The organism is Mucilaginibacter sabulilitoris (genome assembly GCF_034262375.1).
Classification (GTDB): Bacteria; Bacteroidota; Bacteroidia; order Sphingobacteriales; family Sphingobacteriaceae; genus Mucilaginibacter; species Mucilaginibacter sabulilitoris.
Window position 1 is genome coordinate 3,118,236 of record NZ_CP139558.1, and the last position, 25,606, is coordinate 3,143,841.

The window sequence follows — 25,606 nt, forward strand, 5'->3', positions numbered from 1 at the left end:
AACAGGGGTAATAATACCTGCTGCAGGTATTACGTTAAATGTTTATAAAATGCAAAAAATGCAAAAATGTAATCAAAGAGTAAGCTGAATTTTACTTTTTTAAAACATTGCTGTAATAGCAATTGCATATTTTTGAATTATCAACTTTAAACATCTACTACTATGGCAATATTAACAATTCAAATACCCGACAGCGAAGTACATACTCTATCAAGCATAATTGAACAGGTAGCAGGCATTGTAATAAAGGTTAACGCAGACGAAGACATACATACTAATGAATGCCTGCAAAAAGAAGATTTCTTTATTAAAAATAAATTGGCTTCATCCGTGCACAGGGATCACTTGTGGAATGATTGAGCATAAATAATTAAGTTTTTAACTGTTAATATACCATAAACAAGCAAAGCCCTGCCTTTAAGCAGGGCTTTGCTTGTTTATGCCCTTCCGGATAAACGTTAGTTTCTATAGATTACACGTTCGTGAATAATCACCCTGTCGTCATGGCGGCGATGTCTTTTTCTTTCACGATATTCTGCCGAACAACTGGTGAGGCCGAAGATGGCAAGTATAAGTAATGCAACAGCACGTGATAGCGGAGTTTTCATATTGGTATATTGATAGATGCTTCAATAAAAGCAACAACCATTGTACCAACCGTGCTGAATACTAGTAATAATAGCAGGAATGTTACTTAGAGTAATTGCTTTTTGCAGTCATAGACCGTGATATGGCCACAAATAATAAGCCCAGGATTAAAAACGCACCAAGTATAAATAGCGAGTTTACGATCACCTGGCTGTAACCGAGTTTATCGGCATTAATAAAAGGATAGGGGTACCAATGGTTTACAGTCCCCCGGATAATGGTGTATAAAAAATAAAAAAACGGATACCACAACCAGTTTAATGTTTGCGTCCATTTCAATTTTTCCTTTGGTATAAAAAATAGCCAGTAAGCAACAAATAATATAGGGTTAATAAGGTGCATTAATTTATCAGCTACAAGGGCTAACCCGGTGAGGTGTACCAGGCCAAGCAGTACAGTATTAGAAACCAGACATACAATAGTAATATAAAGGGCTATACCTGCAATAACATATCCACGTGTAAAAAAAGCAAGTGTTGAAGGTTTTAATAACAAAGCCCCCATTGCTAAGCCCGCCAGCAGGTTAACCTGAATGGTGAAAAAGCTAAGTATCATTACAAGTGTGCCGGCTATGCTGCGCCCCTGGTTTAAGGAGGCAGGTATGGAAATGCAGAACTGTGCAATTAAACTAAACCAAATTAATAATACCGATAAGATTAAAATAAGCTGTGATAGTTTGGTTGAACTATTTACCGACTTGCCCTGCTGCATAAGTATTTTTTCTTATAAAAATAAGAATAACACTTATTAAATGAATAGAATGCTTTGGCTAAAAGCCACTTTTATGTTGTAAATTTCATTTACAGGTAACAACATTAAGATTTTATTCGTAAAAAATAATTTATGAATAGTTGTTTAGCGATACCCAAAACAATTTATTGCAAGTTTTGTAAAATTTGTGGAGCTCGCCCTGTAATCCAGGCAGATGCAGCTGGATTTTATATAGTTAAATGCCCTAATGATAATGGCCATTACCAAACCAGGCCAGGACTGATAGATATAGATGACTGGAACAGAAATAACACAGTTCATTTTATATCCGGACGTGATGTAAATACCCATATATCATACTGAGTATTCTCCTCTGATCCTCATTAATGATTCAGACAGACTTATATCTTTTAAAGATAAAATAACAGGAACTGATATTAATATTTCAGTTCCTGGCAACGGATCCCTGCTTTTTGTAAAAGTGTTTCAATGTATTGCGGCGACAAGCCAGTAGCCACTATACGCAATATGTTATCACAATCGTCCAGATCAAAGTTCCATTGGGCAATTGCCGGAACTTTGGTTAGCAGGGTACGTACCCTGCTAACCTGTCGCGGTTCCTTAACGCTTGTTGAAAATACCAGCACATCCATAATAGGCAGATTTTATATTTTATTGATCTTTATTTTCTTGTTCAGGTTCGTTCTTAAAATCGTTCCACTGACGGCCAAATCTGCCAAAGTCTGGGCCACGGCCTTCCCAGTTGCACATGCGGTCCCGCATTTTTGCTTTGAATTTTTCCTGTTCTTCGGGGCTCATATTCCTAAAGCGTTGTTCCATATGCCTGCGCATCCAGGGCGCGCCGCCACCCCATCCATGGCGCCCGCCTTTACCAAAGCCAAACAATATTTTGCATAAAACAAATATGCCCATGGCCTGCCAGAAGGTAATAACGCCCACATGTAAAATATCCGGCAGCAAATTATTCCACAGCTGCATCACTATAAAACTTACAAGCGACAATATGGCCGCCACGGCTAAGGGGATGAATATGAACCTGTATGGCCTTTCATAAAATACTTTTTTCATTTTCTTAATTTTTTAATCCCTGCTAAATAGGGTACTTCTTAATATTCTGTTATTTCTTTATACAATTGTTGTAATCTTTGACGCAGATGTAATACCGCGTATCTTTTGCGCGATACCAGTGTTTGAATCTTTTCTCCCGTGGTATCCGCTATTTCCTGGAAAGACAGATCATCCAGTTCATGCCATATAAACACGTCCTTTTGCTCACAGGGCAACTCATCAAGCGCCATAAATAATTGGTCCCAAAAAAGGTTGCGTAAATATTCGGTTTCGGGAGTGCTGGTTTCGGTAAATAATATGGCCTTCAAATCAACCGTGTCATCCTCATCTTCTCCGCCTGTAAGCATATCGTCAAGCAAAGTTTCTGTCTTTTTTTTATGCTTGTCGGTTATTTTATTGCGAGCTACCTTATAAAGCCAGGCGCTTGTTTGTTCAATGGGCTCCGAATTGATCACCGTACTAAACTGGTACCAGACATCCTGCAGTATGTCTTCGGCATCAGCATCGCTTTTCACCCTCCGGCGGATAAAACCCAGCAGGCTTTTACCATACGCTTTTATTGTATGTATGATATGGCTGTTTTTATCGTCGGACATTAGTGCGGTTGTCAATTTTTTTCTCCTTTAAAGATATAGACGATTAAGCATTGAAAACATTTTAAATTATTTTAAGAAAATAAAACAGACTAAAGGCATGACCGCTGCGTTAACCGATTGTTTAAATTGCAAATTGTACTTACTTTCAGCCCCGAATGAATAAGTCCCTCTTCGTTAATAAAACCTTGCAAAAGCTGCTGTTGCCGGCGTTGCTGGTGGCTGCCACTATAGCCAGGGCTCAGGAGTTTGGGGGCAATCCCCCGTCAATAAAATGGAAGCAGGTAAATACCCCGGCCGCACGGATCATTTTCCCCGCAGGGATGGATTCGGCAGGGGTAAGGGTGGCTAACATCGTGGGGCAAATGAACGGGCTTGTTAAACCAACCATCGGCTTTAAGCAAAAGCAGGTAAGCATCGTTTTGCAAAATCAAACCACTATTGCCAACGGGTATGTGGGTTTGGCCCCCTTCAGGAGTGAATTTTTTTTAACACCAGAGCAAAATAGCTTTGATATAGGCAGTTTACCCTGGCCGCAGCAACTGGCCATTCACGAGTTCAGGCATGTGCAGCAGTATAATAATTTTAATGTAGGTTTGTCGCATGTGCTGCATATTTTGTTTGGCGAGGGCGGGCAGGCGCTAGGTAATGATCTGTCGGTACCCGATTGGTTTTTTGAGGGGGATGCAGTGTTTAACGAAACCCATGTAAGTGAACAGGGCCGGGGCCGCCTTCCTTTTTTTTTTAACGGATATAGGGCATTATGGGTAGGCGAAAGGAATTACAGCTACATGAAACTGCGTAATGGTTCGTATGTAGATTACACGCCTAATCATTATCCGCTGGGTTATATGCTGGTAGCTTACGGCCGCCAGCAGTATGGCGATAATTTCTGGAAAAACGTAACCCATGATGCAGCGGCTTTTAAAGGGGGCTTTTATCCCTTTCAAAGGGCGGTGAAAAAATACGCGAGTACCGATTTTAAAACATTCACCAATAACAGTCTCGATCATTTTAAGGAGCAGTTTAGCGGTACAGACGCCAACACTAAGCCAAACCCAGACGCATCCCGGCATTTTGATGCCGACAGGGAATATCCGGCCTATATTAATGATAGTACGCTCATTTACATGAAAACGACGTACAATCATATACCTGCCTTCGTTATAAAAACAGGAGGTAAGGAAAGGTGTATCAGCACCCGTTCGTCCTCGCTCGATAATTATTTTAATTACCATGATGGTAAGGTGGTTTACGCCAGTTACCGGCCAGACGTACGCTGGGGATACCGTAATTATAGTGAGCTCATGCTGCTTGATGTAGCAACTGGCAAAGAGCATCGTATTACCCAAAAAACTAAATACTTTTCGCCGGCCTTTAGTGCCGATGGTAAGCGCATTGTGGTAGCGCAGGTAGCAACGTCAGGTGCGAGCGAACTGCATATATTGAATGCTGATGGCGGGCTGATCAGTGCACTGCCCAATCCAAACAAGTTATTTTATACTTATCCCCGCTTTTACGGAGATGGTAAACTAGTAGCCGCCGTAAGGGATCCGGAAGGTAAAATGAGCCTGGCAATGATCGATATTGCAACCGGAACCCCGAAGTATTTAATGCCATTTAGTTTCAGGCCTATAGGTTTTGTAGCCATAAAGAAGGATGCCGTTTATTACACCCAAACCGAAGATGTTAATGATAGGCTATTTGTGCTGAAGCTTGATAACAACCGCACTTATGAATTGCTGCCAACAGGGAGCGATACAGGTATAGGTCATTATCAGCCGGCTGTAAGCGAGGATAAACTGGCCTGGGTTGGCTTTACCGCTTTTGGTTATCAAATAAATGAGGTAAACAGAAAGGACCTGAAATGGATAGACGCGGGCAGCAACTATGTACATTACCTGCCAGATATGGGCATTACGGCGCTTAAACGCGATTCGTCGGCCAATATGCTGACCAGGGTGGTTGATAAGCCATTGCCGGTGGTCCCCTACTCCAAAGCGCATGGGCTGTTCAATTTTCACAGTATTATACCCGATATCAGCGACCCTAATTATTCCTTCGCCATAACCGGCGAAAACGTTCTGAACACTCTTCAGTCACAGTTGTCATTTGATTACAACCGCAACGAAGGTTATAAGCAGTTTGGCTTTGAGGCCGTGTACGGGGCATTGTTCCCTTATATATCCGGCGGCGTTGATTATACGCTTGATCGCCGACAGTTTTATAAAGGCAGTTATGTGTACTGGAACGAAACATCCATCCATGGCGGTTTACAAGTGCCCCTTAATTTTAGCGCAGGCAAGCATTCAACCGGCCTTACTTTTGGCAGCGACCTGTATTTTAACCAGACCAGCTTTCAGCAAAATAATGCACAGCGGTTTGCCGACAGGAGCTATGCTTATTTAAATAACTACCTGTCATTTAGCAACCAAACCCAAATAGCAAAACAAAACATATACCCACGGTTGGCGCAAAGCATCAGTGTTAATTATAAATCGGCGGTAACCGGAGCAGCGGCAACGCAATTGCTGGTATCGGGTACATTCTATTTTCCTGGATTGGTTAGCAATCATAGCCTTGTAATTAATGTGGCCCACCAGCAAAAGGGCAAGGACAATGTAATCGGGTTTTCCAATAATTTTCCGTTCAGTAAGGGATATACTGCCGAAAGCCTGGACGAGATGAATAAAGTGGGCATTAACTATCATTTTCCGTTTGCTTATCCCGATGCAGGCCTTGGCAACATTGTCTATCTGCTGCGTTTAAGGGGAGCTTTATTTTTTGACTATACCCGCGCAACAGCCGATAGCTTTTTTACCAATGGCAGCAGCTTTAAGCAAAATTTCAGGTCGACGGGGGCGACGGTGTATTTTGATACCAAATTTTTTAACCAGAACAGCGTATCCTTTGGTATACGGTACAGCCGCTTGCTTGATAACGACTTTTTTGGAGGCACCGGCCGTAACCGGATAGAGCTGGTATTGCCTGTTACGTTTTTTTAGGAGCCAATTAAAGCCCTGTCATGCTGAGTTTGTCGAAGCATGGTGTTGGGGCCTCTGCACGCAATCCTTCGACGAAGCTCAGGATGACAGCCCTATGCATTCTTGCAGGTGTTCGTTTTTTGAAAGTACGAACACAGCCAACGCCGCCGAACAGGTGCGAATACGACAAGTGAACCCCCTCTAAGTCTCCCCTGGAAGGGCAGGCTTTAAAATTCTTAGCTATTAGCCAGCCTCACCAGTTCACGTACCCTGTCAACATTGGTAACGTCAATGCTGTATTCATCGCCGGGTACGGTGCTCATTAAGATGTGATCATTTTGGTATTCCATTTTACTTTTTACGTTGCCGCGTGCTGATGAATGGACTTCGGTTACACCTGTAAAATGCACCAGGTCGGCTATGTTGGCTTCGCTCACGCCGCTGCCTGGCATAATGCTGATGCGGCCCGCCGCTTGTTCAACCAGGTGGTTAATGACGGTTGCTCCTTCCATGGCAGTGCTTTTGCCGCCAGAAGTAAGTACACGCTCGCAGCCCATTTCAATAATATCTTCAAGGGCTTGCAACTGGTCGGCGCACATATCAAACGCCCGGTGAAAGGTAACACCAAGTCCCCATTGTTTGGCAAGCCTTACCATCTCCAAACAGCGTTCTTTGTCAATAGTGCCGTTGGCGTTCAGCATACCTATTACTACACCATCGCAACCGGCCTCGATGCAATACCTGATATCGGCCAACATAATTTGGTACTCGACGTCGGTGTATAAAAAATCGCCTTCACGGGGGCGTATAAGTATATATAGTTTAATATGGAGTAGCTTGCGGGCAAGCAATATTTGCCCGGCAGATGGGGTAGTACCGCCTTCTTTTAAATTTTCACAAAGTTCAACCCGTGCAGCTCCGCCTTCCTGGGCTGCCAGTGCCGAGATAAGAGAGTTGGCGCAAACTTCAAGAGAAACAGATGAGGTCATGATTTTTAAAATGATTATAGTATAATTAACAGCCCGTTATTTATAAAAACTTTTTCCCTTGATTAACAGATCCTGTTGCTGCGCATTGCAAACCGCGAACGAGAAACCTGTTTGTATAGCATAAGCACCATATTCGCCTTTTTTGTTAATGGCCAAAAAGCCTACCTGTATCTGTTTAGCTGTTTCGGGTTTCTTTTTAATAATGCGGTGCACGGCCTCCTTGCAGGCATCTTCGGGCGATAAGCCCTGGCGCATCAGTTCAACCACCAGAAAACTGCCCACATTACGGATCACTTCTTCGCCTACACCGGTTGATGTAGCGCCGCCAACTTCATTATCAACATATAAGCCCGCGCCAATAATGGGGCTATCGCCAACACGGCCATGCAGTTTAAATGCCATACCGCTGGTTGTACATCCTCCAGATATATTGCCTTTGGCATCAATAGCCAGCATGCCAATGGTATCATGGTTATATTTGTCGCCTGGCTTTTTACCATTTTCAATATTCATTACCGGGCTGTATTTGGCTGTTTTAAGCCATTCTTTCCATATTTTTTCAGATTCGGGCGTCAGCAACTTTTCTTTCTTCATGCCTTGTTCTACCGCAAACTGGGTAGCGCCATCGCCAACCAGCATTACGTGAGGAGTTTTTTCCATCACCAGGCGGGCTACCGATATAGGATGCGCGATGTTCTCCATAGCTGCCACGGAGCCGCAATTGCCCAATTCGTCCATAATACACGAATCAAGGGTTACATGCCCATCGCGGTCGGGCAGGCCAGTGCGGCCAACGGTATGATTGGTAATATCTTCGGCCTCGGGTATTCGGGCCCCGGCCTCAATGGCATCAAGCGCCCGCCCCCCGGTTGAGAGGACTTTCCAGGCACCTTTATTGGCTATAATACCAAAGTCCCAGGTTGATATTACAATGGGTAAACTGGCATCGGGTGCCGCGGAAATAGTGTTTGCGATAGCTGAGCGAGATAAGGCTGCCAAGGAAGCCCCGGCGGCTGATATTTTAAGGAACTTACGACGGTTGTACATACCGCTAAGATAAAAAAAACAGCTAAAAAACGGTTGATGTAGTTGGGTTGATATTTGGAAAGCCTCACCCAACCCTCTCCAAAGGAGAGGGCTTAAAAAAAGTATTTTAATGTCTCCCTCAAGGGAAGATTTAGAGGAGGCTTTTTGCTTCATACCTGCAATGACGCGTTTTATTTGTTTTTTATTCCTAAACCCTCTTTGCGCCGCAGGTGCAGAGGGTGACCAAGCGTAGCGACGGTCGGGTGAGTCTGTACGCAAGCAGAGCTTCATAACCTTTCCAAAGGAGAAGGCTCTAAAACATTATTTGGGGGAGGTTTAGAGGGGCTTACTCAAAATCCTGCAGGCAATTAAAACAGTGCCACGCTTTGGTATTATAAAATGGAAAAACAGCCGACAGGAACGACGAGAATTTACCCGGATCGGCCGGACCTATATTGGTTGATGAACAGTAGGGACAAATGATCACGTTGTTCGATTCTTTGTCTATTTCTACATGGTCCTGATCATGCAGATCGCCTTCGGCGGCAAGTATTTCGCGGCATTTTTCAAGGTCGCGCTCAAATACTTTGAGTTTAACGCCCCCAACAGCATGGTTATATAAAGGGTTAACGGCAATCATATTTTCATCAGCAATAAAGCAGGGTATGCCATTATCCTCCAGTTTGGTGCGCATGATGTGTGCCAGCATAACATCGTAATAAGTTTCGAGTGTTACGATCTTCTCATTGGTTTCGTTGGCCATAGCGATAAATGAAATATTTAACCAAAGGTAGCTTGTTTTTTGCTTAATTTGATGTATGAACCGTATTGACCGTATTTCGGCTATTTTAATACAGCTGCAATCGCGCAGGGTAGTTAAAGCTTCTGACATTGCCGAACGCTTTAATATCAGTCTGCGTACGGTTTACCGAGATGTAAAAACACTGGAAGAGGCCGGCATCCCGCTCATGGGCGAGGCCGGTGTGGGTTATTCCATTATGGATGGTTACCGTTTGCCACCCGTAATGTTTACCCGCGAGGAAGCCACAGCCTTTTTAACCGCCGAAAAGTTTGTTGAAAAACTAACCGATTCAACAACCATGAAGCACCACCAGTCGGCCATGTATAAGGTACGGGCCATATTAAAAACGGCCGAAAAGGATGCTCTTGAAAACCTTGACGGCAGCATTGAAGTTTTAAAAAGCCATAGCCAGAAACGGGCCACCGGCAATACCGATCACATCCAGAGCATACTGGATAGTATTGTACAAAAGAGGCTTTTATGCCTCGATTACTTTGCCGGACACAGCCAGGAGTTTACCAAAAGGGATGTAGAACCGGTTGGTATTTTTTACCTCGACAGCTTTTGGCACTTGATTGCCTTTTGCAGGCTGCGCAATGATTACCGCGACTTTAGGATCGACCGTATCCGTAAGCTGGTAATTGCCGATACTACCTATAACATCGACAAACATCCCACTTTAAAAGCCTACATAGCTCAAACCGCTAAAGAGAAACAGCTGGAAACCGTTGTTATAAAAGTTGACAAGGAGATAGCTTGCTACCTTGACCATCAGAAATATTACAGCGGTTTTGTATCTGAAAAATCGGTAGGCAATAAAATTGAAATGACCTTTTTAACCACCTCCTTAGAGGGATTTTCGCGCTGGTTCATGATGTTTGGAGATCGTGCCGAGATCGTAAACCCCGACAGTTTGCGGGAGCAGGTAGGTGTAATTGCAAAAGCCATTACCGAAAGAAATAATTAATCCCCCTTTTTTCCTGCTGACATAGGGCTGTCAATACCCGTTATTTACTTTGTTGAACAATAGCAGGCTACATGTTGTTATACTAACGTGGCCTGTTCTTAACAACTAAGTATCATGAAATACTGGATAACTGTAGCTTCAAAAGATCATATTGCCCGCGGTGTTGCCGGTGGCTTTATGCAGGCAAACCATGGCAAACAGGCGGCCCTGAAACGTATGCATACCGGCGACTGGGTGCTGTTTTATTCGCCCAAACAAACTATGAATGGCACCGAGCCCTGCCAGGCGTTTACTGCCATTGGGCAGGTGGCCGATGAGGAGATTTACCAGCACAAAATGAGCGACGATTTTATACCCTGGCGGCGCAATATCGGCTTCTATCAAAACACAGAAACTCCCGTTGCTCCGCTGGTTGATAAACTTGATTTTATTACCAATAAAAAGAGCTGGGGATACCCTTTTAGGTTTGGGTTTCTGGAGATACCGGAGCATGATTTTGAGCGGATAAAAGCAAAAATGATCACGGGAAAACTAATCACTTTAAACAAATAAAAACTACATTATGGAAAAGCTGACATTAAACACAGAACTGAAATTTAAGGTCCCCGCATCAAAAGTTTGGCAAGGACTTACCGATCCGGAAATGGTAAAAGCCTACTTTTTTGGCACCAATTTAAAATCGACCTGGAGGGTAGGGGAGCCTATAGTATTCAGCGGCGAATGGGATGGCAAAAAGTATGAAGACCATGGCAAGATACTGGAAATTGATCCGGGTAAATTTTTAAAGTACACTTACTGGAGCAGCATGGGCGGTACCGAAGACAAACCAGAAAACTATGCCAATATTACCTATGCCCTTACCGAAAATAATGGCGAAACAACCCTGCACATTACCCAAGACAATATCAAAAATGAGGAAGCCAAACAACATTCAGAGCAAAACTGGCATGGTGTTTTTGATGGTTTGCGAAAAATGATTGAGTAATAATTTAATTGTATTAATTATTTATATAAACTTTATAATAAATTGGTATAAAATAATTTATAATTTGATATAACAAATAGTAATAGCTTAAATTATGGATAAAGTTGATATAAAAGGGTTCTTTTTGTTGGGAATATCAGTACGTACCACGAATGCTAACGGGCAGTCGGCAAAGGATATTGGCGAGTTGTGGGGCCGGTTTATGGAAAATGATATCATGCAGCAGATAACAAACAGGATAAACGATGAGGTGTATTGTGTTTATACTGATTACGAAAGCGACCAGGGCGGTTTTTATACTACCGTCTTGGGCTGTAGGGTAAAAAATCTTGATAACATACCTGTGGGTTTGATTGGGCGTATTGTTACGCCCGGAGGTTATTTAAAGTACACGGCAAAGGGCAGGCTCCCGGATTGTGTAGCCGAAACCTGGCAGCATATATGGAATAGCACTATCGATAGAAAATACACGGCCGATTTTGACCTGTACGGCGCCAAAGCTCAGGACCCCGAAGATGCCGAAGTAGAAGTTTATGTGGGGGTGAAGTAGTTGCCAGATTTGATTTGTCATCCTGAACGTAGTGAAGGATCTATTCTGCAATATGTATCGTTGCTAATAGATCCTTCGTTCCTCAGGATGACAGGTTTTTTTATGGGATTTTATCTACAGAAAATTCTGTATTTGAAAGAAATAAATTTTATTAACGGTTAAAATTCAAACGTTTACCAGATTTACCTTCAATAAAACTTCCATTACTATAAACGATGTTTCCTGATATCAGTGTGTGTGTAATTTGAGCGCGAAAGGTGGTGCCTTCAAATGGGCTCCAGCCGCAGTGGTACAAAATATTGCCCTTGTTTACGTTCCAGGGTTTGTTCAAATTCACCAGTACAAGATCGGCCCAGTAACCTTCACGGATGAAGCCACGCCTGTCAATCTGGAAACAGGTAGCCACGTTATGTGCCATCTTTTCGGCTATTTGTTCAAGCGTTATTTTACCATGATGATGCAGCTCCAGCATGGCGGGTAAAGCATGCTGAACCAGTGGTCCGCCCGATGGCGCCTGCAGGTAGGGTTGCTCTTTTTCTTGAAGGGTGTGCGGGGCATGGTCGGTAGCAATTACGTCGATATGACCATCGAGCACACCCTGTAAAATGGCGTCGCGGTCGGCCGCGGTTTTAACCGCGGGGTTCCATTTTATAGAGTTGCCTTTGGTCTCGTAATCGGCATCGCTAAACCAAAGGTGGTGCACACAGGCCTCGGCAGTAATGCGTTTATCTTTTAACGGTTTTACGTTGTCAAACAAGCCCACTTCCTTAGCGGTTGAAATGTGCAGGATGTGCAGGCGGGTATTATGTCTTTTGGCCAGCTCCACCGCCAGCGACGACGACAAGTAACAGGCCTCCTCGCTCCTGATCTTGGGGTGCATCATTACGGGTATATTTTGTCCCATCAGTTGCTTGTAATGGTTAAGGTTACTTTGGATGGTTGCCTCATCTTCGCAATGTACGGCTATGAGCATGGGCGACTGCGCGAAAAGGTTATCGAGTGTACGCGGATTATCAACCAGCATGTTCCCTGTTGACGATCCCATGAACACCTTAACCCCGCAAACATTGGCCGCATCGGTACGCAACACCTCGTCAAGATTATCGTTTGATGCGCCCATAAAAAACGAGTAGTTGGCCAGCGAGTTGCGCGACGCTATCTCATATTTATCTTCAAGCAGTTTTTGCGTTAAGGTATTGGGTACGGTATTGGGCATTTCCATAAAGGTGGTTATACCCCCGGCCACGGCCGCGCGCGATTCCGAATGGATATTCGCTTTGTGTGTTAGTCCCGGTTCGCGAAAGTGAACCTGGTCGTCAATGCAGCCGGGCAGCAGGTGCAGGCCTTCTGCATTGATCACCTCGTCGGCAGTTACATCAATATTTGCATCAATACGTTCAATAAAACCATCTTTTACCAGGATGTCAGCAACATATTGCCTGTTTTCGTTAACTACGGTTGCGGATTTAATGAGTATTGATGCCATATAGATATTTCGGATTTGAGAATTTAATTACGACAAATTTAACAATAAACGCCAAAGTGGGTTCTTTAGCTTTGATTGTTGATATGGGAGCCTGCAAATTCATGTTTTATTCATGAAATATTTATTGTGATTGTTTTCAGATCATGATGTAGCCGACTCACCCGATCTGCGCTTCGCTGGATCACCCTCTACACCTGCGGTGCAAAGAGGGATTTGAAATGCATAGGGATAAAAAACTCCTCAACCCTCTTTGCGGCGAAGCCGGAGAGAGATTCTGTGTTACTTATCAAATAATTTTTAATTTTGTTTACTTAAGGCGGCTTTATGTCAGCTTGCTTAGGGCGGTATGACTTCGTGTTTTATTCGCCCTAACTCTTTTAAGCTGTTGCTATATTTGTTTTTTGTAAATATTCTTTATCATAAGGTTTTTCTGTTGTCCAGATCGTATAAATCATTTCCAGTATTTTTCTTTGTACAGCCACTGCTGCTTTCATTTTAATGCCGTGTTTGGATACCAGTCTAACGAAAATCGCTTTAAAGCGCTCATCATTTCTGATCGCGTTTAAAGAAGGCATATGCATCGCTTTCCTAATATGCCGATTCCCTTTTTTTGAGATCCTGGGTTTCCCTTTTACTGATGTACCCGAATCTTTTCCGATAACATCCAACCCGGCAAAACTTATCAACTGTTTTTTGTTTCTGATCAACTCAAAGCCATTGGTTTCTGCTAATACTATTACCGCTGTAAGATCTCCTACTCCTGATATGGAAGTAATCAAGTCTATCTTTTTATGTAGTTCCTTATCTGTTTTTACAAATACAGCCAGCTCTTGTTTGATCTCTTTTTCCTGCTCATTGAGTAGCTTGATCCGCTGATTCGCCCTGTATATACTTCTGTCGTTAGGGAAAGCCTCTGCCTGTTCTGCATGCAATTGATTTTTAGCCATTGTACGGTCGGCTACGATCTGATCCCGTTCTCTTGTCAACTGCTTCAGATCCCTGAATATCTTTTTTGGCTGTTGCCAGAGATCAAGTGATCGTTCTAATCCGAACTGACATATAGCCTGCGATGCTGTTTTATCTGTGATCGTTTTTATCTCCAGCGTTTTCATGTAACTACTGATCTTATTAGGCAATACAACACTTACCTCAAAACCCTGATCCGATAAGTAATAAGCCAATTTTTCATGGTAAACACCGGTGGCTTCCATAGTATAACGAACAGATACCTGATTGTCCGTATGCTTATTTATCCATAGCTGTAGAGCAGCAAAACCTGATGGCTTGTTGGCAAATGTCTTATAGGAATAAATTTCTTTACAAAGAAATTCATCAACTCTTCCTAACGATACTACTAATTCGTTTTGAGCCACATCTATGCCGGCTACTTGCTTTAAAATTCTTGTCATCACCTGAATTAAATATATCAAAAGTGAATAACCCTTCTTCGTTTGCTCTCCTGGTTGGATATCCTGGATATATCGCTATGCAATATTCCTTACATTCTGTTCAAACTCTAAAGGATAAAAAGAAATGAGGCAGTATCTCTCTCTGAACATATCTTATGATTGTTTGGGTCGTCCTCTGCTCTCATTTCCTTCCACTTTTGTTATGCTAAGCTAATTTATCATTTGATAACAAACATAGGAGGGTCGCCCAGCGAAGCGCAGGCGGGGTGAGTCGGCAGGTTCACAATTCTCAAACCCATCTCTTTCAACAAAAAGCCTATCTTTGCGGCATGGCAGTAACTTTTGATGAATTTAACTTTAACCGGCAAATATTGAACGCGATAGCCGATGCCGGTTATACCGAAGCTACGCCTATACAGCAAAAAGCCATCCCCCCGATATTGAACGGGCAGGATGTAATGGGTATAGCGCAAACCGGCACCGGTAAAACGGCCGCCTATGTGCTGCCCATAATCATGAAGCTAAAATATGCCCAGGGAGATAACCCGCGTGCTTTGATCATTTCGCCAACGCGCGAACTGGCCATGCAAATTGAAGAGAACGTAAAAATATTTGCCGCAAATACCGATCTGCGGGTGGTGGTACTTTATGGTGGCCTGGGTCCTAAAACGCAAATTGAACAGATCAATCAAGGGGTTGATATTATTGTGGCCACCCCCGGCCGCTTTATGGATATTTACCTGGCAGGCCACATCGTTACCAAAACGCTGCAGGTATTGGTGTTAGACGAGGCAGATAAAATGATGGATATGGGCTTTATGCCCCAGATAAACCGCATACTGGAAGTGGTACCCGTTAAACGGCAAAACTTGCTATTTTCGGCCACCATGAGCGACAAGATACATGAGCTGTCGAACAATTTCCTGGAGTACCCAACGGTTATTGAGGTAACACCGCAGGCTACACCGGCGCAAACGGTAAACCAGCATTTGTACCATGTGCCCAACAATAAAACCAAAATAAACCTGCTCAAGAAACTGCTCGATCAGGAAGGCGATATCACCAAGCTTATTGTATTTTGTAAAACCCGTGTAGCGGCCGAGGATGTATTCAAGTTTTTGCAGCGCAAGTTTGGGGAAAATGAAGTGCGGGTGCTGCATGCCAACAAGGGGCAAAATACGCGCATCAACTCTATCAATTCTTTTAAGAATGATGAGGTGAAAATTCTGGTGGCAACCGACGTGGCCTCACGCGGTATTGATGTGAGCGATGTGAGCCACGTGATAAACTTTGATGTACCGGTTGTGATTGAGGATTATGTGCACCGTATTGGTCGCACAGGCAGGGCGCTGCAATCGGGCGAAGCTATCACCTTTTGCGGGCCGGCTGAGGAGTATTATCTGAAAAAGATCGAAAAGCTCATCAAGCAAAGCATCCCGGTTTCGGCCATTCCGGATGATGTATTTATAGAGGAAACCGGTTACGACGAACGGCAGGAGCAAAACAAAGAGATCGACATGCAAAAGCGCAAAGAAGATCCCGAGTTTAAGGGCGCTTTTCACGAAAAGAAAACTCTCAATCAGCGCAAAAAATTTGATGCTGCCAAAGAAAAAGCCCGGTATGGTAAGGCTGGCAAACCAGGTTCAAAAAGTAAATCACCCAGAAAAAAACGTTAGGCAGGCAAATAAATAATAAATGCGCAGATGCATATTTTAGATGTGCAAATAAAGCACACTAATTCAATAAATAACTAATTCAACAATTAAGCATACATGAAACTCCGTATTACCCCTTTAAATTTTGCCACTACTTTTTTTATTGTGGTAGCAGCTTATATTTGGATATATGGCGCTAAAATTGCCGGCCGGCCGCTCGAAAACTGGAGCGGTACCATAGGGTGGATATTCTTGCTGTTCGCTGCCGTGGTGTTTTTTCTTGACCTGATATTCCGTAATTTTTTTGCCGAACTCAAAAAATTGTGGATAATAGAGCTGTGCTTTATCGCCCTGGTGGTTATTATATTTTTAATGGTTAAATAAAGTTTTACTTGTACTTACTAAAGAGAAAAACCTTATAGTTAAAAATTACAAAAGTATTATAAGCCGGTCGTTTAAAAATAGCATACTTGCGGCCTGAAAAAATGATTATCATATAAAAAGAATATTACTAAATGAAAACTGCCGAAATAAAGCTGACCATCAGCCTTGACGATAATAACGTGCCGGAAAACATCATGTGGGAATCAACCGATTCGCAAAACAAGGAGGCACTGCCAGTAAAATCAATGATGCTGGCCCTTTGGGATCAGAGCTACAAAAATACCCTGCGTATTGACCTCTGGACTAAAGATATGCCGGTTGACGAAATGAAACGCTTTTTTTATGAAACCCTGCAAACCATGGGCGATAGCTTTTTGCGTGCTACCGGCGAAAAGAATATTGTAGAAGACCTGCGTGACTACTGCGCCCACTTTGCCGATAAAATGGAGATAAAACAATAAGTTGGTGAGCAGTGAGTAGTTAATGGTGAGTAGTTAATTTAAATACACCATTTACCACTCACCATTCACTACTCACTATAAAACCTAAACATGCGTATCAGTTCTATTTTATCATTTGTGGGTTTTGTGCTGCTTTTTGCAGGTACATATTGCCCATTACTGCGCCCTTTTCACATTGTAAGCTGGAATGTTTATCAGCTTAACCAGCCCTATGGTTTGGTAATGCTGCTGGCAGCCATAATAGGTATAGCGGCCTCATTTTTAAATCAGCCTAAAATTATCCGTGCAACTGCCTGGGTGTCGGCAGCGCTGGTGATTATGTTGTTTATTGCAGCGCTGTTAAAAATTCATTTTGCCTTTAGTTTTATCCCATTCCATAAATTTGAAGCCTTTTTGGCCAAACAAATTAAATTTAAATGGGGATGGTATGTGTTGCTGGCAGGAGCTTTATTTGCAGTTGCGGGTGCTTTAAGCATCAGAAAGCCGACAGTAAAAATACCGGAAACGAATAGCTAATAAACTATTCCTGAAATGTTTATTAACCTTTTTACATAGTAAAAAGGTTTTTTTTAAACATATTTGTAGCCTATAAATAACGCGTCTACATGTTAAAGTTTTCTTTCCGCCGGCAGGTATTAGCGGGCTTTGTTATATCCATTATACTTGTTTTGGTGGTTGGGGTATTAGCTTACACCAGCATCAGGCAGTTAGAAGATGATACCGATTGGGTTGATCATACACAAAAGGTTATTAAATCGTCAAATAATTTATTACAGCATCTTATTGATGCTGAAACGGGTATGCGTGGTTATGGCGCTACCGGTAATAAAACATTTCTTACTCCGTATAATGATGCCTTACCCCGTATCAGCGTTGATCTTCAATCGCTCCGTGATCTTACTAAGGATAATCTGCAGCAACAAAAAAGGATAGACTCATTGACCCTCATTGTTGCCGATCAGCGCAACTTGCTGAAATTAAATATTGATACCCGCGAGAGCAAGGGCCTTGAGTATATGGTTCAGAACGGGATGTTCCTGAATGGTAAACGAAATATGGATCAGATCAGGATGCATGTTACTCATATTATTGATTCAGAAAACAATGTTCTCGCAATACGCAAAGACAGTTCACAAAAGGCATCTGACCTGGCCATTATTATTATTATCGGGGGCTCGCTTATTTTCCTGTTCATTATCATGCTACTGTTCTTCTATATACAAAGCACTTTTGATAAACAGAAATTAATTGAGGACGAAATTAAGATAGCCAATATTGAGCTGGGTAAAGTGCTTGCGGAAAATGAAGCTAAAAATTGGCTGCTCACAGGCACCGGTTTGCTTAACGAAAAAATGCAGGGGCAACAGAGCGAAAAGGAGCTCTCCGGCAATATACTGGCGGAGGTTTGTACCTATACCAAAGCCGCTGCGGGTACCTTATACCTGTATAATGAAACACATCAGCGCCTGGAGCTATATGCGTCGTACGCTTTTCATAATCCCGATTTAATTAAAAAAACGGTTCAATTATCCGAAGGTTGGTTAGGGCAGGTTGCCCGGGATGAAAAAGCGGCTGTAGTTAAAGGTAAACTGAATGAGCGGTTCGCGCTTGAATCGTCTGTTGTAAAAGAAGCCTTAACCGAAAGCTTTATCATTCCTTTCTTTTTTGATAAAAAACTAAAGGGAGTAATGGAAATTGCTTATGCCAATGAGCTGCCGCCGGAAAGCCAGGATTATATCCTGGCAGTAGCTAATGATATAGGCATATCTGTTAATACGGCACAGGCGCGCACTATTATGCACGACCTGTTTGAGGAAACCCAGCAACAGGCCGAAGAACTGGAAGCACAGCAGGAAGAAATGCGCGTTACCAACGAAGAACTGATGAACAAAACAGAAATGTTGCAGGCATCAGAAGAAGAGTTGCGCGTACAGCAGGAAGAGCTGCGTACCATCAATGCCGAATTGGAAGAAAAAGCCAGTTTGCTGGAAGAAAAGAACCAGGCCATTGAGCAGGCCCGCGCGGCTATTAATCTTAAGGTTGATGAGCTGGAAACTACAGGCAAATATAAATCCGAGTTTTTGGCCAACATGAGCCATGAGCTGCGTACCCCGCTAAACAGTATCCTGGTGCTGGCCCGCATACTAAAAGATAATAAACCGGCAAACCTTTCAGAAGACCAGATAAAATATGCCAGCGTAATTTTTAATGCAGGTAACGATCTGCTTACGCTCATTAATGATATCCTTGACCTTTCTAAAATTGAATCGGGTAAACTCGATATGCAAAACGAAAACATCAAGGTATCCGAAATTTTGAGCGACATGGAGATGCTTTTTGCCGAGGTTGCCGGTAATAAAAGAATCAATTACACTACCAGTACGGCGAAAAACCTACCCAAAACCATATTTACCGATAAGGTGCGTGTTGAACAGGTTATTAAAAACCTGCTATCCAACGCCTTTAAGTTCACCTCCGAAAATGGTTCTATATCTATAAATGCCAAACCAGGCGAAAAAGAGAATACTATTAGTTTTGCCATAAAAGATTCGGGCATTGGCATACCTGCCGAAAAGCAGCTTCTCATATTTGAGGCATTTCAGCAGGCTGATGGTTCAACCAGTCGCAAATATGGCGGCACAGGTTTGGGTTTATCAATAAGCCGTGAATTGGCCACCCTGCTTGGTGGTAGCATAAGCCTGAGCAGCGAACAGGGTGTAGGCAGTGAGTTTGTGTTAACCATACCTTTTGAAGCCAAAGAGGTGGTACTGCTTGAAGACGAGATATTGCCAACCACCCAAACCCTTGCAGCAGAAAACACATTTTTAAAACCTGCAACCGTGCGCGGCGACCGTGATCCGCTGGTTGTAATTGTTGAAGATGATAAGAACTTTGCCAACATACTTCAGGATTATGCCCGCGAACATGGCTATAAATCGGTAATGGTACATGAAGGCACCAACGCTGTTGAAGCTGTAAAAGAAAATATGCCCGATGCCGTGATACTGGATATCATGCTGCCCGGTAAAGATGGCTGGCAAATTTTGAAAGAGCTGAAAAATGATGAAGAAACTATGCACATACCGGTGCACCTCATGTCGGCAGGTGAGGCGGCTGCTAACCGTGTTCGCCGCGAGGGAGCCATCAGTTTCCTTAAAAAGCCGATAAATACCGAAACGCTGGATAAGCTTTTTACCGATATCATGCTGCAAAGCGGTACCCGCTTTAAACAAATATTATTGGTTGAGGATCATAGGGCGCAAAGCCAGGCTTTAAAAGATATGATGCAGGGGCAGGATATTACTGTTGACCAGGCATTTGATGGGGAATCGGCTTTCAGGATGCTTCATGAAAATGAATACCAGTGTGTAATACTTGACCTTAATCTGCCAGATATATCAGGGCTTGACTTGTTAGACAAAATAAAGGAGGTTGATCGTTTTGCTTCGTTACCGGTAATTGTAAATACTGCCATGGAGCTCGACAAAACATCGGTTAACAGGCTCATGCAATATGCAAATGCCATGGTGGTAAAAACCAATAAATCTGCCGACAGGCTTATTGATGAGGTAAACCTGTTCCTGAATAAGATCAGCGAATCATCGGCTAACCTGCATGACCAGTCGCCGTCATTTACCAAAGCAAAAATGCCGACCAAGGGTAAAGAGGCCCTGAAAGGTAAAAAAGTGCTTATTGTTGATGATGATATGCGCAATATTTTTGCGCTCAGCAGCGCGCTGCAAAGCTATGACCTTGTTGTTGAAATAGCCAATGATGGCGAAGAAGCAATAGCCAAACTGGAGGAGATCCCTCATATTAACATTGTGCTGATGGATATCATGATGCCTAAAATGGATGGTTACGAAGCCACAAGGTATATACGTAAACAAAGCAAATGGGCTAAATTACCTGTAATAGCATTGACCGCGAAGGCAATGAAAGACGACCGTGAAAAATGTATTGCAGCCGGCGCCAATGATTATATAACCAAGCCGGTTGATATGGACAGGCTTATTTCATTGATGCAATTGTGGCTTGAAAGTTAGTATGAACGATACTTCAGTTATAACGGCCCCTCAAATAACTGAACTTATTGACCTGGTAAAAAGGGTACATGGGTTTGATTTTTCGGGTTATACCAAGGCTTCGTTAAAAAGGCGGATTATCAGGATAATGCAGCTTAAAAAACTGGAGTTTTATGATCTGAAACATATTTTGGTTAATGATCAGCATTTCTTCCAGGATTTTTTAGAAGAAATTACGGTAAACGTTACCGAGATGTTTCGTGATCCGTCTTTTTATAAGGCGTTAAATCTGCAGGTAATACCTTATCTGTCAACCTATCAGCATGCCAAAATATGGTGCGCCGGCTGTTCAACGGGCGAGGAGGTTTATTCGCTGGCTATATTACTGCGCGATGCAGGGCTTGGCAAAAAATCATTTATATACGGTACCGATATTAATACTGAGGTTCTTAAGGAGGCACGCAAAGGTATATACAGCCTTCGTAACATAAAAAATTATGCCGAAAACTATCAGTTCACAGGGTTAAAAGGCTCCATATCTGATAATTTTACAATTTTGTACGATGCCGCATCTGTACATAATGAGTTGAAACAGAATACCTTATTTTCGGTGCATAACCTGGTGTCTGACGATGTTTTTAACGAGTTTCAGCTTATAAGCTGCCGCAACGTTTTTATTTATTTTGAAACCGCGTTACAGGAACGTATACTGGAACTGTTTTATAAGAGCTTATGCCCGCTTGGTTATTTATGCCTGGGCAGTAAAGAAACCATACGGTCAGACTTTTTTAAGAAAAAGTTTAAGGTGATCAATCAGAAGGAAAATATTTATCAAAAAATTGGGGCCTGATAAAAATTTACTGGAGCGCTGGCGCACTACCGAAATCCTGCTGTTAGGCGGGTCGGCAGGGTCGTTTAAACTGTTGTTCCAGATAGTTAAATTATTACCGGCCAGTTTAAATAAGGTGGTGATCATAGTTATACACCGTAAGCGGAACTTTTTTAGCGAGATTGAGAAACTTTTTGCCGAAAATAGCAGTATACCCCTGCACGAAATTGAGGATAAGGACGTGCTGAAAAAGAATACCATATATATAGCGCCTGCAAATTATCATACGCTCATTGAAAAGGAAGGATATTTTAGTCTTGATGTATCGGAGGCTGTTTGGTATTCAAAACCATCAATTGATGTGACCTTTGAAAGTGCGGCCGAAATTTATGATAAACGCTGCATGGCAGTTTTATTGTCGGGAGCAAACCAGGATGGTGCTGAGGGGATGCTTAAGTTAAGGAATAGCGGCGCGGTTACCATAGCCCAGCATCCGGATGATGCAGAAATGGACGAGATGCCGGCTGCAGCTATTAACATAGGTGCCGCAACCTATATTTTGCGAACAGAAGAGATATTTGAACTTTTACAAATACAATGATTCACCGTACATTAATATAATGAATAAATGAACCCCGTTAATATTCTTATTGTTGATGATAAAGAAGAAAATATTATAGCACTTGAAGCGCTGTTAAAACGCGATGATATTCGCATGTTTTCTACAACATCACCAAATGAAGCCCTTAAAATAGCCTGGGAAACGCCTATGGCCATTGCTTTGGTTGATGTTCAAATGCCCGGAATAGATGGCTTTGAACTTGTTGAAATGCTTAAATCAAATCCACGCACGAAGGATATCATGGTGATATTTGTAACTGCTATATCAAAAGAAACCAAGTATGCTGTAAAGGGGCTTGGTACCGGCGCAGTTGATTATTTATATAAACCGCTTGATCCATATATCACATCGGCCAAGGTTGATTCATTTGTACACCTGGCCCGCACCCAGGCCGAAATTAAATTAAAGAACGAAGAGCTCCAGAATTTTGCCATTGTGGTAAAAAACTCGGCCGATATTATTTGCTCCGTTGATGCACAAAATCTTCGTATCAACAACATCAACCCAGCGGTTGAAACCATAATGGGCTTTAAAGCAGCCGAACTGCTGGGTAAAAGTATTGTAGACCTTTCAATTGAAGCACAGCAGCAATTGTTCCGCAAAAAGCTTGGCGAGATCATTAAAGACAACCTTAGCTTTTCGGTTTTCGAACTTCAGTTTATAACTTTTGATAAACGTGTTATTTGGGTGGAGTGCCGCGCATCGTATCATAATAAAACCATTTTTATAAACATCAGCGATATTTCCCCTCAAAAAAGTTACCAGGAGCAGCTTATCAAATCAAAGGAGAATGCGGAATACAGCAAAAAAGTAAAAGAAACCTTTTTAGCTAATATGAGTCATGAGTTACGCACACCGGTTAATGGTATTATAGGCATTACCAACCTGCTGCTTCGTACCAACCTGAACGAACAGCAAAAAGGTATGCTCGATTTACTCGAAACATCATCCAAATCATTACTTGGGGTAATAAATGATGTGCTCGATATTTCAAAAATTGAAGCCGGTAAATTTAACATTGTACGTGCGCCAAACAATATACGAGAGCTGGTTAAATCGGTATTTGACCTGCTTAAGTTCAGGGCCGATGAAGGCAATATTGAGTTTCTGCTCGAAATTGACAGCGAGGTACCTGATAACCTCATGGTTGATTCGCTTAGGTTAAACCAGATACTGATGAACCTTTTGAGCAATGCCATTAAATTTACCGAAAGGGGTTATGTAAAGCTCAGGGTATCTGTATTGCAAAAACACAATGATAAGGTTAAGCTCAAATACAGCGTTGAGGATTCGGGCATAGGCGTACCGGTTGACCGGCTGAATAAAATATTTGAATCATTTGAGCAGGCCGAAGAGGATACCGTGAGCAAATATGGCGGTACCGGCCTTGGTTTAACCATTGTTAAAAAACTGGCCGAGCTGAAAGGCGGCGAACTGGAAGTGACCAGCCAATTAGGTAAGGGAAGTATTTTTAATTTTATAAACTGGCATACTATAGCTGCTAAACCGGTAGAAAGAGTAACCAATAAGCCGGATAAGACACTTACCCCTTTTAATAATATAAGCGTATTGGTTGCCGAAGATAACATGGTGAACCAGTTTATGCTTTCGAAAATATTAAAAGACTGGAACGTGAATGTGGAGATGGTTGATAATGGCCGCAAAGCGATTGAAAAGCTGAGTGCGAAAAACTATGACCTGATACTGATGGATACGCACATGCCCGAAATGAACGGATATGAGGCAGCCAGAATTATACGTGTTGAATTTGCCGAACCCAAGAGAAGCATACCTATAATCTCGCTTTCTGCTTCGTCATTTGATCATGAGCAGGAAGAAGCGTTGTCGGCAGGTATGAATGATGTACTTGCCAAACCATTTCAGCCTTACCAGCTGCACGAAAAAATGAGCCGTTTATTGAAAGTAGAGGCATAGCGGTTAAAATTGCAGTTTGGTTTGGCCAATGCCCATAACACGGGCCTCGTGCTCCAATAGCCATTGCTTGCGCCAAAGGCCGCCGGCATATCCGGTTAAACTGCCATTGGAGCCAATAACCCGGTGGCAAGGTACTACTATCCACAAATTGTTTTTGCCATTTGCGGCGGCTATGGCCCTTATGGCCAACGGATCGTTCATTTTGTTTGATTGCTGCCCATAGCTGATGGTGTTGCCGTAATTGATCTGCAATAGTTGGTTCCACACTTTTTGCTGAAAAGAGGTGCCGGGTTGTTTAATAGGCAGATCAAACACTTTTCTTGTTCCTGCAAAGTATTCATCTAACTGATCTATTGCCGACTGAAGCAATGCGGTAGGGGCAGGCGTAACCTCACGCTCCTCATCCAGCGCAGATATAGCTGAAATAAAGCCATCATCTTCGGTTATGCGGGTTATACCAAGCGGGGTGCGGCAGTATGCTACAGGCATTTTGTTTTAGTTTTTACAGGTTGACAATATAAATGGTGACCTGGTTATATAATTAATCCAAAATTAAAGCAATAGCGGCAATCAAACAAATGAACAATTGAAGCAGTGAACTAATTACTACATTTGCAGGTATGAAGCTCGTTAATGAAACCTGGCACCTGTTTAAAAAGGAAGTTTTGCTGGAATGGCGCTCTAAATATGCTTTTAATGGTGTTTTGTTATATGTGGTATCAACCGTGTTTGTTTGCTACATATCGTTCAATTTAACAGCGGGTTTCAGCGGTAGCAGTGGGTATGCGGTGGTGTGGAATGTTTTGTTCTGGATCATTATGCTGTTTGCCTCAGTTAACGCCATTGCCAAAAGCTTTATGCAGGAGAGCAGGAACCGCCTGCTTTATTATTATTCTATAGCAAGCCCGCAGGCTATTATACTGTCAAAAACCCTTTATAATATACTGCTCATGTCGTTGTTAAGTGTGCTGGCGCTGGTAGTATATATGGTATTCTTCACCAATACACTTGGCGACCCTCTTTTTTACTTTTTAATAGTATTACTGGGCAGTTTAAGCTTTTCAACCGTGTTCACCATGATATCGGCCATAGCTTCAAAGGCCGGCAACAATGGTACGCTGATGGCTATATTAAGTTTCCCGGTTATTATACCGGTAATACTGGTACTTATACGTCTGAGCAAAAATGCTATGGACGGTATAGACCGGAGCCTGAGCCTGGGCGACATAGGTGTTTTATGTGCCATAAACGCCATTGTAATTACCACCGCGCTTCTGCTTTTCCCTTTTTTGTGGAGGGATTAAGCTACCTGTTAAGCATCTTTGAACTCGTTGTCAATATAATTTGTATTCTCCCCTTGTTACTTTGTAAAAATATTAACGTACTAAATAAATATCTTCACAATTCATTAAGCGTTCATAAAAAATGTGTTTTTTAGTAACTTGAAAAAAAATTG

25 protein-coding genes are annotated in these 25,606 nt (G+C 42.5%); 15 read left to right on the forward strand and 10 right to left on the reverse strand.

The genetic code is table 11. The features are described from left to right. The first annotated feature begins 162 nt into the window (after nucleotides 1-162). A complete protein-coding gene (locus tag SNE25_RS13545) occupies nucleotides 163-360 on the forward strand; it encodes a hypothetical protein (protein ID WP_321565637.1) in 198 nt (65 codons plus the stop codon). A gap of 330 nt (nucleotides 361-690) precedes the next feature. Here SNE25_RS13545 and SNE25_RS13550 read toward each other — a convergent pair whose 3' ends face one another. The 4 genes from SNE25_RS13550 to SNE25_RS13565 all read right to left on the reverse strand — a co-directional run bounded on the left by SNE25_RS13550 (nucleotide 691) and on the right by SNE25_RS13565 (nucleotide 3,059). Beyond that, complete coding sequence (locus SNE25_RS13550) at nucleotides 691-1,359, reverse strand: Pr6Pr family membrane protein (protein WP_321565638.1); 669 nt, start codon at nucleotides 1,357-1,359, stop codon at nucleotides 691-693. 437 nt (nucleotides 1,360-1,796) lie between these two features. Then, on the reverse strand, nucleotides 1,797-2,012 hold the full coding sequence (locus SNE25_RS13555; protein WP_321565639.1) for a hypothetical protein: 216 nt from the start codon (nucleotides 2,010-2,012) through the stop codon (nucleotides 1,797-1,799). Nucleotides 2,013-2,031: 19 nt separating this feature from the next. Further along, nucleotides 2,032-2,448, reverse strand: coding sequence for a hypothetical protein (locus SNE25_RS13560; RefSeq protein ID WP_321565640.1), 417 nt, complete (start codon nucleotides 2,446-2,448; stop codon nucleotides 2,032-2,034). Between the two features lie 38 nt (nucleotides 2,449-2,486). Then, nucleotides 2,487-3,059 (reverse strand): RNA polymerase sigma factor, encoded by a 573-nt coding sequence (locus tag SNE25_RS13565; RefSeq protein ID WP_321565641.1) that lies wholly within the window; start codon nucleotides 3,057-3,059, stop codon nucleotides 2,487-2,489. A gap of 140 nt (nucleotides 3,060-3,199) precedes the next feature. On the opposite strand from SNE25_RS13565, the gene SNE25_RS13570 reads away from it, so the two are divergent. Then, nucleotides 3,200-6,046 (forward strand): hypothetical protein, encoded by a 2,847-nt coding sequence (locus SNE25_RS13570; RefSeq protein WP_321565642.1) that lies wholly within the window; start codon nucleotides 3,200-3,202, stop codon nucleotides 6,044-6,046. Nucleotides 6,047-6,261: 215 nt separating this feature from the next. On the opposite strand, the gene SNE25_RS13575 is transcribed toward SNE25_RS13570, so the two are convergent. From SNE25_RS13575 to SNE25_RS13585, 3 genes are all read right to left on the reverse strand, one after another. Next, on the reverse strand, nucleotides 6,262-7,014 hold the full coding sequence (locus SNE25_RS13575; RefSeq protein WP_321565643.1) for a copper homeostasis protein CutC: 753 nt from the start codon (nucleotides 7,012-7,014) through the stop codon (nucleotides 6,262-6,264). 36 nt (nucleotides 7,015-7,050) lie between these two features. Next, entirely contained in the window at nucleotides 7,051-8,061 is a 1,011-nt protein-coding gene (locus SNE25_RS13580) for a N(4)-(beta-N-acetylglucosaminyl)-L-asparaginase (protein ID WP_321565644.1), read from the reverse strand. Between the two features lie 325 nt (nucleotides 8,062-8,386). Next, nucleotides 8,387-8,803, reverse strand: coding sequence for a putative signal transducing protein (locus SNE25_RS13585; RefSeq protein ID WP_321565645.1), 417 nt, complete (start codon nucleotides 8,801-8,803; stop codon nucleotides 8,387-8,389). A 55-nt stretch (nucleotides 8,804-8,858) separates the two neighbouring features. On the opposite strand from SNE25_RS13585, the gene SNE25_RS13590 reads away from it, so the two are divergent. The 4 genes from SNE25_RS13590 (at nucleotide 8,859) to SNE25_RS13605 (ending at nucleotide 11,344) form a co-directional block, all read left to right on the forward strand. Next, nucleotides 8,859-9,809, forward strand: coding sequence for a helix-turn-helix transcriptional regulator (locus SNE25_RS13590; RefSeq protein ID WP_321565646.1), 951 nt, complete (start codon nucleotides 8,859-8,861; stop codon nucleotides 9,807-9,809). Nucleotides 9,810-9,923: 114 nt separating this feature from the next. Further along, nucleotides 9,924-10,361 (forward strand): EVE domain-containing protein, encoded by a 438-nt coding sequence (locus SNE25_RS13595; RefSeq protein WP_321565647.1) that lies wholly within the window; start codon nucleotides 9,924-9,926, stop codon nucleotides 10,359-10,361. Nucleotides 10,362-10,371: 10 nt separating this feature from the next. Next, nucleotides 10,372-10,794 (forward strand): SRPBCC family protein, encoded by a 423-nt coding sequence (locus tag SNE25_RS13600; RefSeq protein WP_321565648.1) that lies wholly within the window; start codon nucleotides 10,372-10,374, stop codon nucleotides 10,792-10,794. A gap of 94 nt (nucleotides 10,795-10,888) precedes the next feature. Continuing rightward, nucleotides 10,889-11,344, forward strand: coding sequence for a GyrI-like domain-containing protein (locus tag SNE25_RS13605; protein ID WP_321565649.1), 456 nt, complete (start codon nucleotides 10,889-10,891; stop codon nucleotides 11,342-11,344). Nucleotides 11,345-11,495: 151 nt separating this feature from the next. Here the strand turns inward: SNE25_RS13605 and SNE25_RS13610 are convergent, their stop codons facing one another. Together SNE25_RS13610 and SNE25_RS13615 are read right to left on the reverse strand one after the other, a co-directional pair. Continuing rightward, nucleotides 11,496-12,830, reverse strand: a complete 1,335-nt coding sequence (locus tag SNE25_RS13610) for a dihydroorotase (RefSeq protein WP_321565650.1) — start codon at nucleotides 12,828-12,830, stop codon at nucleotides 11,496-11,498. Nucleotides 12,831-13,207: 377 nt separating this feature from the next. After that, entirely contained in the window at nucleotides 13,208-14,239 is a 1,032-nt protein-coding gene (locus SNE25_RS13615) for an IS110 family RNA-guided transposase (RefSeq protein WP_321565310.1), read from the reverse strand. A 329-nt stretch (nucleotides 14,240-14,568) separates the two neighbouring features. On the opposite strand from SNE25_RS13615, the gene SNE25_RS13620 reads away from it, so the two are divergent. The 8 genes from SNE25_RS13620 to SNE25_RS13655 all read left to right on the forward strand — a co-directional run bounded on the left by SNE25_RS13620 (nucleotide 14,569) and on the right by SNE25_RS13655 (nucleotide 24,150). Next, on the forward strand, nucleotides 14,569-15,915 hold the full coding sequence (locus SNE25_RS13620) for a DEAD/DEAH box helicase (protein ID WP_321565651.1): 1,347 nt from the start codon (nucleotides 14,569-14,571) through the stop codon (nucleotides 15,913-15,915). A gap of 96 nt (nucleotides 15,916-16,011) precedes the next feature. Next, nucleotides 16,012-16,278 carry a hypothetical protein gene (locus SNE25_RS13625; RefSeq protein ID WP_321565652.1) on the forward strand — a complete coding sequence of 89 codons (267 nt, stop codon included), beginning with the start codon at nucleotides 16,012-16,014 and terminating at the stop codon, nucleotides 16,276-16,278. Nucleotides 16,279-16,409: 131 nt separating this feature from the next. After that, entirely contained in the window at nucleotides 16,410-16,739 is a 330-nt protein-coding gene (gene gldC, locus SNE25_RS13630; protein ID WP_321565653.1) for a gliding motility protein GldC, read from the forward strand. Between the two features lie 90 nt (nucleotides 16,740-16,829). Further along, nucleotides 16,830-17,255 carry a hypothetical protein gene (locus SNE25_RS13635; RefSeq protein ID WP_321565654.1) on the forward strand — a complete coding sequence of 142 codons (426 nt, stop codon included), beginning with the start codon at nucleotides 16,830-16,832 and terminating at the stop codon, nucleotides 17,253-17,255. 89 nt (nucleotides 17,256-17,344) lie between these two features. Beyond that, entirely contained in the window at nucleotides 17,345-20,785 is a 3,441-nt protein-coding gene (locus SNE25_RS13640) for a response regulator (protein WP_321565655.1), read from the forward strand. Nucleotide 20,786: 1 nt separating this feature from the next. Further along, nucleotides 20,787-21,614 (forward strand): CheR family methyltransferase, encoded by an 828-nt coding sequence (locus tag SNE25_RS13645; protein WP_321565656.1) that lies wholly within the window; start codon nucleotides 20,787-20,789, stop codon nucleotides 21,612-21,614. Further along, on the forward strand, nucleotides 21,604-22,194 hold the full coding sequence (locus SNE25_RS13650; RefSeq protein WP_321565657.1) for a chemotaxis protein CheB: 591 nt from the start codon (nucleotides 21,604-21,606) through the stop codon (nucleotides 22,192-22,194). Before SNE25_RS13645 ends, SNE25_RS13650 begins: the two co-directional genes overlap by 11 nt. A 27-nt stretch (nucleotides 22,195-22,221) precedes the next feature. Beyond that, the gene (locus tag SNE25_RS13655) at nucleotides 22,222-24,150 is read left to right on the forward strand and encodes a hybrid sensor histidine kinase/response regulator (protein ID WP_321565658.1); all 1,929 of its coding nucleotides are present in this window, start codon (nucleotides 22,222-22,224) and stop codon (nucleotides 24,148-24,150) included. Between the two features lie 3 nt (nucleotides 24,151-24,153). Here SNE25_RS13655 and SNE25_RS13660 read toward each other — a convergent pair whose 3' ends face one another. Then, the gene (locus SNE25_RS13660) at nucleotides 24,154-24,639 is read right to left on the reverse strand and encodes a methylated-DNA--[protein]-cysteine S-methyltransferase (RefSeq protein ID WP_321565659.1); all 486 of its coding nucleotides are present in this window, start codon (nucleotides 24,637-24,639) and stop codon (nucleotides 24,154-24,156) included. A 131-nt stretch (nucleotides 24,640-24,770) separates the two neighbouring features. Here SNE25_RS13660 and SNE25_RS13665 point away from each other — a divergent pair, with 131 nt between their 5' ends. Next, on the forward strand, nucleotides 24,771-25,454 hold the full coding sequence (locus SNE25_RS13665) for a heme exporter protein CcmB (RefSeq protein ID WP_321565660.1): 684 nt from the start codon (nucleotides 24,771-24,773) through the stop codon (nucleotides 25,452-25,454). The last annotated feature ends 152 nt before the right edge of the window (nucleotides 25,455-25,606 follow it).